The 14,124-nt window shown below is 40.3% G+C and carries 13 protein-coding genes; 4 read left to right on the plus strand and 9 right to left on the minus strand.

Translation table 11 applies throughout. The features are described 5' to 3' along the window. Positions 1 to 8: 8 nt before the first annotated feature. Positions 9 to 755: an NAD-dependent protein deacylase gene (locus MHI16_RS05115; protein ID WP_144462483.1), complete on the plus strand. Its 747-nt coding sequence runs from the start codon at positions 9 to 11 to the stop codon at positions 753 to 755. A 40-nt stretch (positions 756 to 795) separates the two neighbouring features. Here MHI16_RS05115 and MHI16_RS05120 read toward each other — a convergent pair whose 3' ends face one another. Beyond that, entirely contained in the window at positions 796 to 1,650 is an 855-nt protein-coding gene (locus tag MHI16_RS05120) for a polysaccharide deacetylase family protein (RefSeq protein WP_144462481.1), read from the minus strand. 296 nt (positions 1,651 to 1,946) lie between these two features. On the opposite strand from MHI16_RS05120, the gene dat reads away from it, so the two are divergent. Then, positions 1,947 to 2,804 (plus strand): D-amino-acid transaminase, encoded by an 858-nt coding sequence (gene dat, locus MHI16_RS05125; protein WP_144462479.1) that lies wholly within the window; start codon positions 1,947 to 1,949, stop codon positions 2,802 to 2,804. A 44-nt stretch (positions 2,805 to 2,848) separates the two neighbouring features. Here dat and MHI16_RS05130 read toward each other — a convergent pair whose 3' ends face one another. After that, on the minus strand, positions 2,849 to 3,355 hold the full coding sequence (locus tag MHI16_RS05130; RefSeq protein WP_058014416.1) for a universal stress protein: 507 nt from the start codon (positions 3,353 to 3,355) through the stop codon (positions 2,849 to 2,851). Positions 3,356 to 3,915: 560 nt separating this feature from the next. On the opposite strand from MHI16_RS05130, the gene MHI16_RS05135 reads away from it, so the two are divergent. Together MHI16_RS05135 and MHI16_RS05140 are read left to right on the plus strand one after the other, a co-directional pair. Then, the gene (locus MHI16_RS05135; RefSeq protein WP_268466926.1) at positions 3,916 to 5,673 is read left to right on the plus strand and encodes an ABC transporter transmembrane domain-containing protein; all 1,758 of its coding nucleotides are present in this window, start codon (positions 3,916 to 3,918) and stop codon (positions 5,671 to 5,673) included. Continuing rightward, on the plus strand, positions 5,670 to 7,685 hold the full coding sequence (locus tag MHI16_RS05140; RefSeq protein WP_268466927.1) for an ABC transporter ATP-binding protein: 2,016 nt from the start codon (positions 5,670 to 5,672) through the stop codon (positions 7,683 to 7,685). The genes MHI16_RS05135 and MHI16_RS05140 overlap by 4 nt, the downstream gene beginning before the upstream one ends. Before the next feature lie 104 nt (positions 7,686 to 7,789). Here MHI16_RS05140 and MHI16_RS05145 read toward each other — a convergent pair whose 3' ends face one another. The 7 genes from MHI16_RS05145 to MHI16_RS05175 form a co-directional block, all read right to left on the minus strand. After that, positions 7,790 to 8,407 (minus strand): NAD(P)H-binding protein, encoded by a 618-nt coding sequence (locus tag MHI16_RS05145; RefSeq protein ID WP_268466928.1) that lies wholly within the window; start codon positions 8,405 to 8,407, stop codon positions 7,790 to 7,792. A 286-nt stretch (positions 8,408 to 8,693) separates the two neighbouring features. Continuing rightward, entirely contained in the window at positions 8,694 to 8,897 is a 204-nt protein-coding gene (locus tag MHI16_RS05150; RefSeq protein WP_003210761.1) for an alpha/beta-type small acid-soluble spore protein, read from the minus strand. Between the two features lie 230 nt (positions 8,898 to 9,127). Further along, positions 9,128 to 10,234: a sn-glycerol-3-phosphate ABC transporter ATP-binding protein UgpC gene (ugpC, locus tag MHI16_RS05155; RefSeq protein ID WP_058014412.1), complete on the minus strand. Its 1,107-nt coding sequence runs from the start codon at positions 10,232 to 10,234 to the stop codon at positions 9,128 to 9,130. 140 nt (positions 10,235 to 10,374) lie between these two features. Further along, positions 10,375 to 11,250 carry a helix-turn-helix domain-containing protein gene (locus tag MHI16_RS05160; RefSeq protein WP_058014411.1) on the minus strand — a complete coding sequence of 292 codons (876 nt, stop codon included), beginning with the start codon at positions 11,248 to 11,250 and terminating at the stop codon, positions 10,375 to 10,377. A gap of 20 nt (positions 11,251 to 11,270) precedes the next feature. Beyond that, positions 11,271 to 11,480, minus strand: a complete 210-nt coding sequence (locus tag MHI16_RS05165) for a YheE family protein (protein ID WP_003211787.1) — start codon at positions 11,478 to 11,480, stop codon at positions 11,271 to 11,273. 152 nt (positions 11,481 to 11,632) lie between these two features. Further along, the gene (locus MHI16_RS05170) at positions 11,633 to 12,991 is read right to left on the minus strand and encodes a YheC/YheD family protein (RefSeq protein ID WP_268466929.1); all 1,359 of its coding nucleotides are present in this window, start codon (positions 12,989 to 12,991) and stop codon (positions 11,633 to 11,635) included. After that, positions 12,948 to 14,051, minus strand: coding sequence for a YheC/YheD family protein (locus MHI16_RS05175; RefSeq protein ID WP_268466930.1), 1,104 nt, complete (start codon positions 14,049 to 14,051; stop codon positions 12,948 to 12,950). Before MHI16_RS05175 ends, MHI16_RS05170 begins: the two co-directional genes overlap by 44 nt. Positions 14,052 to 14,124 lie beyond the last annotated feature (73 nt).

The following is a 14,124-nucleotide window of genomic DNA, read 5'->3' on the forward strand; positions in this document are numbered from 1 at the left end:
AAGGATGAGTGGATCAAACAAAGGTGGCAGTGCTAAGAGAGAAATTAACGCAGGCTTCACATATAATGGTACTTTCAGGTGCGGGCATGAGCACGGAATCAGGTATTCCCGATTTTAGATCAACGGGCGGCTTATGGACTGAAGACACCGCTCGCATGGAAGCGATGAGCCGGTCCTACTTTTTATCAACCCCTCATCAATTCTGGCCGAAATTCAAGGAATTGTTTCAGATGAAAATGAGCGGGAAGTACGAGCCGAATAGCGGGCATACCTTTTTAGCCAGCCTTGAGAAACAAGGAAAACATGTAGAGATTTTTACCCAAAATATTGATGGTCTGCATAAAAAAGCAGGAAGCCAGCATGTATATGAACTTCACGGCTCTATTCAAACAGCTACTTGCCCATCATGCCAAGCGACATATGAACTGCCTTATTTATTACAAGAAGAAGTGCCTGTATGTCTAAAGGTTTCCTCAGACGGACGGACATGTGGGCAAGTGCTGAAAACAGATGTTGTCCTTTTTGGAGACAGGGTTAAACATTTTGATCAAGTAGAGAAATCACTTCAGCAAGCGGACCTTCTGCTCGTCATGGGAACCTCCCTAGAAGTAGCGCCAGCAAGATATATTCCAGAAGATGCCGCTCAAAATCCTTCCATCTTCAAGGTGATGATGAATTTGAGTGAAACAGAATACGATCCACTGTTTGATCTTGTCTTTCATGAGCGAATTGGTGATCTCGTGAAAGCTTTATAAATCATCAAAAAACCCGCATCCAATAGGTGCGGGTTTTTCTTTATTGCTGCAGCGGCGTCATTGTTTCATCAAGTACTTCAAAAGTATAGCCCTTCGCTTTTAGCTGTGTGAGCAAACTGTTTAAGTATTTTGCTGTCGCTGGCTGGTCGTGCATTAAGATGATCTTTGGTTCCTTTGGATGTTTTGTCTCTAGCACTTGCAGCTGATTCAATACTTCTGGTACATATTTTGAGCTTTTATATTTCCAGTCAAGACTGTCAATTGTCCAATCCCAGTAGATAAAGCCTTTTTGTTTTAAACGTGCTTTTTGTTGATCGGTTAAATTTGGGGCGCTGCCATAAGGTGTTCTCACAAGGTGTGTATACTCTCCTGTGACAGAAGCCAAAATGCGCTGATCTTCTTTCATCTCATTGACGGGAGAATCACTTTTTTGATAAAAGCGTTTCACATCGTGTGTGATCCCATGAAGCCCTAACTGATGACCTTCTTGATGAAGTCTTTTCACAGCGGCCGGATGTTCCTTAATCTGCGGCCCAAGCATGAAGAATGTAGCCTTTACTTGATGCGCCTTGAGCACATCTAAAAGCTGGTTTGATGTCGCTGACGGACCATCATCAAAGGTTAAAAAGATCGTTTGATCCGTTACGTGTTTGTTTGGGTTGATCTTAAAATGTGCATCTAATGTTTTCGTAGAATCATCTTTTGCTTTCAGACTTGTGCTTGTGTCTCGGAATTGACTGCTCGCAGACATTTTAGTCGGCTGGTCTGCTGCCTGCATATTGGTTTTAGATATATCCCAAATAAAAAAGAGGATCAGTGACAGAATCACTAAACCAATCGCCTTTGAGAGCAGCATCGTGTTTGAAGGTGTCTGTTTTTTCGTAACCCGTTGCATTACAATCGCTCCAATAAATCAAAAATTTGTGTCGAATCATGTAGTAGATTTTGTCTTTTTTCACTGTTTTTTGTCGTGTTTATATGGAGTAAGTATACAGGAAAAAAGAGCCTATGAATATAGAAGATGCTAAAAAATTGGAATCTTTTTGGTTATGAGTCTATCTTTGTTACAATAGAAAGTTGACCATTTATCATGATGTGAAATAATTCTGAATAATCATTGAAACATACCCATTTATCCGCTAAGATAGCATCAGATTCAACCATTAATGCGAAGCGAAGGGGAGATTCCGTATGAAAGTATTGTATAATGACGATTTCATTGAAAAAAAGGATGCTCATGTGGATATTGAAGACAGAGGTTATCAATTTGGAGACGGTGTCTATGAGGTTATCCGTGTATACAATGGGACTTTGTTTACATTGAAAGAGCATACAGAGCGTCTGTTCAAGAGTGCAAAAGAAATCGGCATTCATCTTCAAGGTGCAGTATCAGATATGGAAGAAAAGTTAAAACAGCTCGTCGCCCATAACCAATTAACAGATGGTGGTGTGTATATTCAAGTCACGCGGGGCATCGCACCTCGTAAACATCAATATGGCGATTCTCTCACTCCTCAAATCACAGCATATACGTTCCAAGTGAAAAGGCCTGTTCAAGAGCAGACAGCTGGTGCAAAGGCCATAATATCTGAGGACCTTCGCTGGTTAAGATGTGATATTAAAAGCTTAAATCTCTTATATAACGTCATGGAAAAACAGAAAGCATCTGAAGCTGGTGCGTTTGAAGCCATTCTCATTAGGGATGGTTTTGTGACAGAGGGTACCTCCTCGAATGTATATGCCGTCATTGATGGCGTGATTCGCACACATCCCGCAAACAATTTTATTCTAAACGGTATTACCCGTAGAAAGCTTCTTGAAGTATGTGAAGAAGAGGAATGCAGTGTTGAAGAAACACGTATAAGTAAGGAAGAGCTGCTGCGCGCGCAGGAAATTTTCATCAGCTCGACGACGGCTGAAGTCATTCCGATTGTTGAAATTGATGGCCAGCCAGTAGGGGAAGGCGTTCCAGGAGAGTTGACAAAGCGTGTACAGGAAGGCTTTCAGCAAAAAATTAAACAGGAAAGTGAAGCATCGATTTCTTCATAATAAAAAGAGGCTGTAAACGAATGTTTACAGCCTTTTGTAATTCTTTATTTGACAATAAGCACAGGTATATCTGATTTTGATGATAATTTTTCACTTACACTGCCAAAGAGCATCTTTTTCAATCTGCTTTGGTCACGGGCTCCCATGACAATGAGGTCTGCTGAAATGTCTTCAGCATATTCGATAATCGCTTCTGCTGGTTCTCCCTCAACAATTTCAATGGCAGCCTCAAACTGCTCCTCATTTAAAAGCATTCTTGCTTCTGCAACGACCTCTTCTGTATGGTCTTCAAAAATCAAGGGACTTTGCTGTTCATCGTGAGGTACATACACAGGGGGCGTTTGAAGGTCTGCCATGCCGCCGCCGATATAAGCACCGCCAGTCATTGGGCGAGGTGCATCAAACACCTGTCTGCTTGATTTGCCATCATGTGCATAGGCAACGGTCAGCTTGGCATGCAAGGTTTTCGCTAAAGCGATTGCCTTTTTTAATGCTTTCTTACTGTCTTCATGTCCATCAAACGCAACGACCATCCGATCAGCTTGAAACAATGTCCTCATTCCTTTCAAAAGGAGTCTTTACACTCATGGTATACCCGTTAGCTGAAAAAGATACACATAAAGGGTGTGAACTTTTTGTTAGAAAATTTCATTTATTGAAAAATATTTATTGACAAAATGGTGACAGCCACTATAAGATAAAAAAAGATTCAAGAGCCAAAAGGAGGGAATGTCATGTGCAACATCATTGGAAGAATGAAATCAAACTGCATGAATGGGTTGATTCACGTGACAATTACACCTTCATTGGTCATTGAAAAGGGACTCGTATGTTCCAATTGATCGGATGAATCAAGGCGTATGTTGCGTATTTGTCAACATGCGCCTTTTTACATGACGAAAAGAGGCGTACCAGATAGCTGGTTGCCTCTTTTTTTGTTGTATTCATTTCGTATTTCGAAATAAAGGGATGGAGATCAACAAGTAAATGAAGAGGAGTGAAAGCATGTGAACATGCCAAAAACAAGACAAATGACAAAAAACAAAAAAACAATTCAAGGTGACAGCCAAGAAAATATAGAAAGCGGCTAGCTTTAAAAGGAGAGACAAACATGTTTTCAGTATTTACGAAATTAGGCTGGTTCTTCAAACAAGAGTGGAGGCGTTATACGATCGCCATTACGCTCCTGCTCATTGTGAATGTGCTTGAAATGCTGCCGCCAAGATATCTTGGGCAGGCAGTTGATGACATTCGTTCTGGTCAATTTACAACATCTAGTATGATGTTTTATGTAGCCGTTTTTTGCTTGCTAGGTGTCGTTGTCTATACACTGACATATTTCTGGATGTATCAGTTATTTGGCGGCGCAAATGTCATGGAACGTGTGATGCGCGGGAAACTTATGCGTCACTTACTCAAGATGACACCCACCTTTTATGAAAAGAAAAAAACCGGTAACTTAATGGCATTAGGTACAAACGATTTGAATGCTGTAGCTTTAACGACAGGTTTTGGCGTTCTGACATTGGTGGATTCCACTGCTTATATGCTGATGATCTTTTTTACGATGGGTCTGACGATTAGCTGGAAATTAACTTTAATGGCGATCATTCCTATGCCGCTGATGGCGCTCTTGATTGCGTATTATGGCAGCAAAATTCATGATCGCTTTACAGTTGCTCAAGATGCATTTGGTGATATGAATGATCGCGTCCTTGAATCGGTCGCAGGTGTCCGGGTCATCCGGTCTTTTGTACAGGAGAAGCAAGATGTGGAACGCTTTCGCCAAATGACAGATGATGTATTTCAAAAAAATATGAGAGTGGCGGTCATTGATTCATTGTTTGAGCCGACAGTGAAATTACTTGTCGGGGTCAGCTACTTAATAGGAATTGGATACGGTGCCTACCTTGTATTCCAAAGCGATTTAACCATTGGTGAGCTTGTCGCTTTTAACGTATATCTTGGGATGATGATCTGGCCAATGTTTGCGATCGGCGAGTTGATTAATATTATGCAAAGAGGAAATGCGTCGTTAGACCGGTTGAATCATACACTCAGCTATAAGCCGGATGTTACAGACGCTTCTCAGCCAAAAATGTTACAAGAGCCTGGCGATATTCAGTTTGACCACGTGACATTTAGGTATCCAACTTCCCCAAAAGATAATTTAATTGATGTGTCCTTTACGGTTCGAAAGGGGCAGACGATCGGAATTACAGGCAAAACAGGAAGCGGTAAAACAACTATTGTAAAACAGCTTCTGCGCCAGTATCCAACAGGTGATGGTCACATCCTGCTATCAGGAATCCCAATCCAAGAGATCGAATTGGATCAGCTATTTCAATGGATTGGATACGTGCCGCAGGATCATATTCTCTTTTCAAAAAGTGTAGAAGAGAATATGCGTTTTGGTCATCGAGACGCAAAACAAAATGAATTAGCACAAGCAATCAAAGATGCTTATTTTGAAAAAGATTTACGTCTTTTGCCAGAGGGTCTCGAAACGATGGTCGGAGAAAAAGGTGTGGCGCTGTCAGGTGGACAAAAGCAGAGAATTTCCATTGCGCGCGCTTTATTAATAGATCCCGACATTTTAATACTGGATGACTCGCTTTCTGCGGTAGATGCAAAAACAGAAACCGCTATTTTAGAAAATTTAAGGCAAAATCGTCATGGGAAAACGACGTTTATTACGACTCATCGTCTATCAGCTGTTGAGCATGCAGATCTTATACTTGTCATGGAAGAAGGACGCATCGTCCAAAAGGGAACTCACGAAGAGCTCATTCAGCAAGATGGGTGGTACAAAGAACAATTTCTGCGTCAACAGCTGACAAACCAGCTGGAAGGAGGGGATGAGGCATGACAACGGGAAGAAGACTCCTCGCCTACGCACTCCTTTATAAAAAAGTACTGTCTGTTGCCTTGATCTTTCTCATCATTGCAGTAGGTGCTGAACTGACAGGACCATTTATTGGGAAGAAAATGATTGATGATCATATTTTAGGTGTAGAAAAGCCATATGTCGAGGTCAATGAAAAAACAGACAAAACCGTTTATTACCAGGGAAATAACTATATACGAAGCGATCGATTAGACAGTGAGATGGAATCCGGAAAACAAATCAATGTGGTGCAAGTCGGATTCGGTTACTATTTTGTAAATGAGCCGATTCGCTTTGACGGAAACCGAAAAATATCGGGAGATCAACTTACCATTGAAAATGGAAACGAGCGCGAGACCTATCAAGTACAGCCTTTATCAAAAGAGGAAATTTTCTCTTTTTATGAGCCGGAAATCAGTGGTTTGGTGCAGCTTGTTCTATTTTATCTAGGGCTTCTCGTCATTGCGATTTTCTTTCAATATGCGCAGCATTACCTGTTACAGCGAATAGCCAACCGAATTATTCAAAAAATGAGAGTAGATGTGTTTGAACATATTCAAACGCTGCCTATCCGGTATTTTGATAATTTACCGGCTGGAAAGGTTGTAGCGAGGATTACCAATGACACTGAAACCATTCGTGATTTATATGTGACAGTCCTCGCCAATTTTGTGACGAGTGCGATTTACATGATTGGGATTTATATTGCCATGTTTTTATTAAATGTGAAGCTGGCACTTATTTGTTTGGTGGCGGTACCGATTATTTTCCTATGGTCAATGACCTACAGAAAATTTGCATCGGTATACAACCACCGCATTCGTTCGATCATTAGTGACATCAATGCCAAGCTAAATGAAGCCATTCAAGGGATGACCATTATTCAAGCGTTTCGTCATGAAAAAGTGACAAAAGAGGAATTCGATGAGCTGAACAACAATCACTTTCGATATCAGCGAAAGATGCTTCATTTAAATTCACTTCTGTCGCATAACTTGGTTAACCTGCTTCGGAATTTAGCCTACGTGGCACTCATTTGGTATTTTGGCGGTGCCTCTTTAAGTGCGACGGGAATTGTGTCGATTGGTGTGCTCTATGCGTTTGTCGATTACCTAAATCGATTATTTCAGCCGATTACAGGCATTGTGAACCAATTCTCGAGATTGGAATTAGCACGGGTTTCATCGGAAAGGGTTTTCCGATTATTAGATGAGCCAGGAACAACAGTGGAAGAACCTGTTCAGAAGGAAATGGAAGGGCACGTTCAGTTCCAAGACGTCACCTTTGCTTATAATGAAGGAAAAAATGTATTAAAGAACATTACATTCGAGGCCAAAAAAGGCCAGACGATTGCACTTGTGGGGCATACTGGTTCTGGGAAAAGCTCGATTATGAACTTGCTGCTGCGTTTTTATGACATTCAGCAAGGAGACATTCTCATTGATGGGGAAAGCATTTATCGCCAGTCCCGGCAAACGTTGCGGAAACAAATGGGCATTGTGCTTCAAGACCCGTATTTATTTTCCGGAACGATTGCATCCAATGTCAGCTTAGGAAATGAAGACATTAAAAGAGAAACGATTGAATCATCATTAAAACAAGTAGGCGCAGTAGAGTTATTGAAGCACCTGCCAGAAGGATTTGATGAACCAGTCGTTGAAAAGGGAAGTACTCTTTCCTCAGGGGAACGTCAGCTCATTTCATTTGCTCGTGCACTAGCATACAATCCAGCGATCTTAATTTTAGATGAAGCCACCGCAAACATTGATACAGAAACAGAAGCGATCATTCAGCGAGCGCTTGATGTCGTCAAAGAAGGACGAACAACTTTTGTCATTGCTCACCGATTATCCACCATTAAGAAAGCCGATATGATTTTGGTTTTAGAAAAAGGGGAAATTGTCGAGCGGGGCAGTCATGATCAACTCATGCAGCAAGAAGGGCTATATGCGCAAATGTACGAACTGCAAAAGGGTGCTGTGGCAAACAGCTGATGAATCACAAAAAAGAGCCTATTCATATTGAATGGGGCTCTTTTTATTTGCATAAAAAAGTCGAGAAATCGTTTTTGACCTCGATCTTTACTCATTATGCGTCATTAGTAAGCAATCCCGACACGTTGATGTACAAATTCCTTCGAATTTAACTGCTGATATAAAAAGTGTGCGGTATCTTCAACTGAAATTTTCTTTCCATCTATAGGGAGAAAATCTTTCTCATAGCGATATGACCGTGTCACTTCTCCGTCTGGCAAATAGGTTGGACAAATAATGGTCCAATCTAAATCAGTCGATTGAAGGAGTTCAAACGCTTTGGCATGCTCTTTAGCTGCTCGGGAAGTGGTCCGCCTTGATTCATTTGTTTCAAAACGGTAATGCTCCGGCTGCTGCCTTGCCTTTAAAATACCTGCCGTACCTATTGTAATAATTCTTGATGTATTTGATTGCTTCATGGCATGTACGATATGCTCCATTGAAACAGATAATGTATCATCACCATCTGTGGATAGACAGCTCACAACAATATCTGCTCCTTTGATCGTCTCAAGCACATCTTCTCGATTTCTTGAATTGCCGGTGACTTGAAACATACCCGCAAGCATTTCTTCTCGGCTTGTCCGAATCAATGAACGAACGATGTACCGATCATCTACTTGAACGAAACGAAGAAATGCTTGTCCTACACGTCCATGAGCACCGAAAAGAGCTATTTTCATCTGTTCGATCCCTCCACTACATACTATAAGTGAAAAGAACCCAAAATGGTACAACTTTTATGTGATGCTTTTTTTATAAAGGTGAAAGGACCGAATACTATGAGCATATTCACATAATAGAGAGATACCGACGAATTGTAGAAGTTCAAAGTTCATACCGGAAATAATGTCCATGAAGATCCGCTCCTTTCTACTCCATGATATGAGCTGGAAAGGAGATTGGTGAGGGATAACAACAAAAAAAGAAGACACCTTAAGAGGTGCCTTCTATGATCCAGATATGAAATTAAGCTTTTGTTCCACCCATGTGTTGTTGAGCGTAAGACACAAGACGTTTTGTGATTTCTCCACCAACTGAACCGTTAGCACGAGCTGTAGTTTCTGCTCCAAGGTTAACGCCAAATTCAGAAGCGATTTCGTATTTCATTTGATCGATTGCTTGCTCTGCTCCAGGAACTAGTAATTGATTTGAACTATTAGAATTAGCCATGATGTGAATCTCCTTTTTGTATGTGATTTTTTTATGGTTGGGTTTGCTGGAATCGCACCAGCGAAATGATCAAGTCATTTGCCACTTGGCGAAACCCAATGCGGTAACTGCTTTGTACTAAGTATTATGGTGATTTTCGAAAAAAACATACGAGAAAAGAACATGGTAAATGTTGTTCAACATGCAAAAAAGCCATCACTCATGATTGAGTGATGGCACTGCATATATATTTATTCAGCGGAACGAATGCGGAGCTCCGTATCTGAGTCAAAGAAGTGGGCTTTATTCATATCGATGGCAAGAGGTATAGTTTGTCCGGCCTGAACATCGGTACGAGAATCAACACGTGCAATAAAAGACTGACCATCGAGAGAAGAGTAAAGCATCGTTTCTGCTCCCATTAATTCAGCAACTTCTACGTTGGCATCGATCTTTGTACCCTCAGACGCTTCTATAAACACGGGTTCATCATGAAAATCTTCTGGTCTGATCCCAAGGATGATATTTTTTCCGATATAACCTTGGCTCCGTAATACCTTCATCTTTCCTTCTGGTACACGTATATGCGTTTTTCCAACTGCAATGGCACCGTCAGAGAGCTTTCCTGTAAAAAAATTCATCGCAGGAGAGCCAATGAATCCACCAACAAATACATTTTCTGGATTTTCATATACATCCTTTGGCGCTCCAACCTGCTGAATAAAGCCATCTTTCATTACAACAAGACGTGTAGCCATTGTCATAGCTTCAGTCTGGTCATGTGTGACATAGATAAATGTCGTTTGCAGACGCTGATGAAGCTTAGATATTTCAGCACGCATTTGAACGCGAAGTTTTGCATCTAAATTAGAAAGCGGCTCATCCAAAAGAAAGACCTTTGCATCACGCACAATTGCTCTCCCAAGTGCAACACGCTGCCTTTGACCGCCAGACAGTGCTTTTGGTTTCCTGTCTAAATATTGCTCAAGGCCTAATATTTTAGCGGCATTTCGAACCCGCTCATCAATTTCTGCTTTCGGGAACTTCCGCAGCTTTAATCCAAAAGCCATATTATCGTATACATTCATATGAGGGTATAATGCATAGTTTTGGAAAACCATTGCGATATCTCGGTCTTTTGGTGCTACATCGTTCATCCGTTTGCCGTCTAAAAGAAAATCCCCTTGTGAAATCTCTTCAAGTCCTGCAATCATGCGAAGGGTTGTTGATTTTCCGCATCCAGATGGACCAACAAACACAATAAATTCTTTATCTTCTATATGTAGATTAAAGTTGTCTACTGCTGTTACCTTGTTATCATACACTTTATAAATTTGATTGAGCATCATTTCAGCCATAAATGATAACCTCCCCATTCTTTTATTGAAAGCGCTTTATATTGTACATAAAGTGTATAAAATGGGGAAGCGTCTGTAAATGGACAACGTGCACAACATCTCATTTTCATTTTTGGGCAGGTTGCTCATGTCACGGAATGTTATGAAATATCGAGAAGGTTCATTATAAAATAAACAGCAGATGCTTCTGGAAAATGTCGTATATCTATTCCTGTTCGCTCAATAAATTTATCGATTCGATATTGAAGGCTGTTTCTGTGAACATATAAAGCTTTTGCTGCCTGAGATGCATTTAAGTTACATTGCATATAAGTCATGAGGGTACGGTAAACGTCCCGATCAAGAACCGCCTCTTTAAAAGCATCTGAAATAGCATGAGAGAGGGCGGATTCATCATAACGCAAAAGTGATGGCAGACATTGATAAAATGTGGAAGTCCCTGACCTAAGCTTACCTCGCTGCATATGACCAAAGACAAGCTGCTGTTCATTTAACAATTTCTTCTGTAAATGTTCATTTGGCAAATGAAGTTGTCCTTGTAAAAAGAATGAGTCTGTTAAAAAGTCACTTGTAATGGCTAGAGACAAATCATATAGCAGCTCTAATTGACTATTTTCTGATGTAGCGTTTGTTTGAATCAGCATCGCTGTATGAGCGCCTGTCCAAATGAAATGAGTTTGTTCGAGGCTGTGAACCACAGCCTCTTTTATTTGCTGCCTTTGTTCTGCTTGATGTGACATTTTAAAATAATATACACGGACGGGGTGCTGAACGGTTAGTGGCTTGTTATCAAAAAGATAGCTGTACCATTGTTGTTCATCCTCAGTCCGCTTTGTGTGAGAAAGATCAATTGGTGTAAGGAAAGTATTGAGAAGATGTGTTTCTCTAGCTGTAAGCTTTGATTTGTCTACTCCAAATAATTCGCCTTCGTCTGTTTGGTACCAAAGTATTTGATGATCATCTGTAGGGGAGCTGATGATATGCTCTCCGTAAACAAGCTTTAATTTTTCTAACATGGCGAAGCTCCTTAAACAGTTTAATCATAGACATGGAATAGCATTAATTCGTGGATTTCTTCTTTTAAGGTTGGTTCGACTTCATGAGGCGGAAGCTGAGAGCCCCATTCAATATCACCTGTTTTGTGGTAGATGCCTTCGTAGTGCGCACCATTGTGAAAAAAGGATATTTTCCAGCCTGGCAATTGTGCTTTTTTAAAGAGAGGTTTCCATTGAAAATGAGAAATCATATCATCATTGCCTCCTTGCTTTTATTGATGAAACAATAAATAAACACGACAATACGGAAACAATCTTGAACTTGATTTTATTGTATCTCATCTGATGAAAAGAGCATAGGAAAAGCATAGATTTCATCACACCCTTACTTTTTTAAAAACTGTCAATAGATGTTTGTGTGGTCTGTAGTTGTTAAGGTCGTTTGTGAAAGGTGAGAGGCGTAATCCATGATTCTTTTTCCAATCAGCCTTTCTGAGTTTCGCAATGAGACATGCTGGAAAACCTCTCGGCCAGGGCGAGAATTGGCTTCAAACATCCAGATAGCTCCTGTCCGATCAATACCTAAATCAAAACCGATTTCACCAATATGACCGGACAATTTTTCATCAATTACCTGACTAAGCGTGATAGCAGTATAAGAAAGCTGCTCTAAGATTTTCAAACGCTTCTTCTTTTCTGGAAAAACATCATAAAGTGTTTTCACCGAGCCTCCATGTGAATGGTGAGTCGTGACGGTGTGATTGCCAGAAATTTTTGCTGCTACTGCTGTGACTGTCCAATGACCGTACTTACTTTTATTGGTATGAACTCTGAAATCCATTTGTTGATTGTCTATTTGAAGAAGTGCAATGCCTTGTTGAGCCATAAAATCTTGAATTGCGTGATCTTTCCGGAGATTGATAACGAAATCCTCTAAAGAGTCATATGGAACAGCCCTTCCTTGATTTGAGCATACAGTGATTCCATGAGCCTTCTTGTTTAATTGATAAATACCGTCGCCATGACTGCCGTTCGACGGTTTTAAGTAAATGACCTGATGTAGATGGAGGAGTGTTTCTATTTTATTTAGAGCGTCCACCGGGTCCAATTGTATGGAATGTGGAAGAAAAGGACATGTTTTTTCATCTGTTAACAATTGTTCATGAATGTCCCATTTATTAAAAAAATGAGGGTTGAACCAAGGAATATCATAGTCTTGAGTGAATTTGCGCTTTGTTTCTTGAATGAATGCTGACTGAGCAGCCTTTCTATTTGGAAGACGATCGTAAATGACTGAAGGCAGGGGCATTTGTTTTTTAACCCATGTTTGCTGTTGGTACAACAATCCTTCTACTATTCCTTTATCCCAATCAATAGAATGTGTCCCAAAAAGATAAGCAAAACCGGCATGCTGTTTGAAAGAGCGCAGCAGTTTGATAAAAAAGTCTGATCTCGTTCCTAGTGGCTGCGTGCTTTGCTCAAAACCTGCGGTGAAAATACCAAGCAGTGGCCCTATGAACAGGGTATGATCAATGGCAATCACATCAGCTTTTGATTGATAAGGAATGAGTAAATCTCTATATAGATCTTCTGATAATAAAATTTTATTTGTATGTTGATGATAGGAAACGGTGAAGTCATCTACTAGACGGGAACCTAAAGCAAGAGAATAGATCGCCTCCTGCTGTTTAAAATGAATGGGAAGATGAATTGTTTTTTCACTTGCGGGATGAGTGGCGATGATGTAACGATTTTTGTTCATGAGAAACCTCCTTCGGTTGTGACTTCATCGACTGTGCATGTGCAAGAATGGTACGAATCAATTCATTTTCCTTGTCAGGATAAGCTTTTAAAAAAGCGGATCGCCCTGGTTTTGATCTTATATTTGATATGAAAAGCCTGCCTTCACTTGTATGGAGTAAGTCTACAGCGAATTCAAAGCAAGGGGAAAGGGTTTTATCTATATATGCTGGCAGAGATGCTTGAATGGATGCAATATCATCTAAAAGAAGCTCTTTGATGTGCGGCTGCAAGGTGTTTAGATAGTGATCAAAGCCTATCATGGATGCTGATTTTTGTGTAATGCTTAAATGATTATTTTCTGTAGGTGATTTTGTGTGAATCCCTATGCGATTCCACTGATTTTGTGAATCTTTTATCAGGGAAATCCTTATTTCATTGAATAAAAAGTCTTTTTGATCACTTGTCTGAAAAAATTGAAGGAAATATCGGCCTACATACTTTCTGCACCAGCGCTCTATATCTGATGGACGCGAAAATGTGATGACTTGTTCGGGACTTAGCTGAACAGTGAAAGTGTTGTCTTTTAAGAAAATGAAGTAAGTAGATGCTGCATGTTGTTGAGAGAGCGGCTGCATTTTACAATAACCGTCTTTGCTTAACATGCTGAGAAGGTCTGATGGCTCTTTTAATAATGAGCAGACAGGTAAATATGGCTGTAAAGCAGGGAGAAGACGGAGCTGCTCGAATAGCATCATTTTATTTGAAATACCTGTATTCAAAAAATCTGTTTTCGGATACTTTTTCAGCCATTTCATGATTGGTTTTGCTTTTTTAGATTGTGCGTCATGCTTGTAAAGGCATCGATCGTAAATCAAGTCAGGAATTTCAAATTCTGCTGCGGTGAATCCTTGACCATTCGTATATGTTTGACCTTGTATTAAATTTGAAGCCGGCTTTAAATCAAGTGGTGTAAAACGGACAACCTTTAAACCATAAGCAGGGGCAGCTTTGGCTAGCCCACGTGTGAATGCCTCTTCATACTTCGGTGAAAGCGTCACAATACCTAATGTTGATGTCATTAAAAAACACCTTCTTTTCAACTTCTTTTTTTACCAGCAGAAAAACACTTTTTCATGATTTTACATAAAGATT

This window comes from Bacillus sp. FSL K6-0923, from assembly GCF_038630825.1.
GTDB classification, from domain to species: domain Bacteria; phylum Bacillota; class Bacilli; order Bacillales; family Bacillaceae; genus Bacillus; species Bacillus pumilus.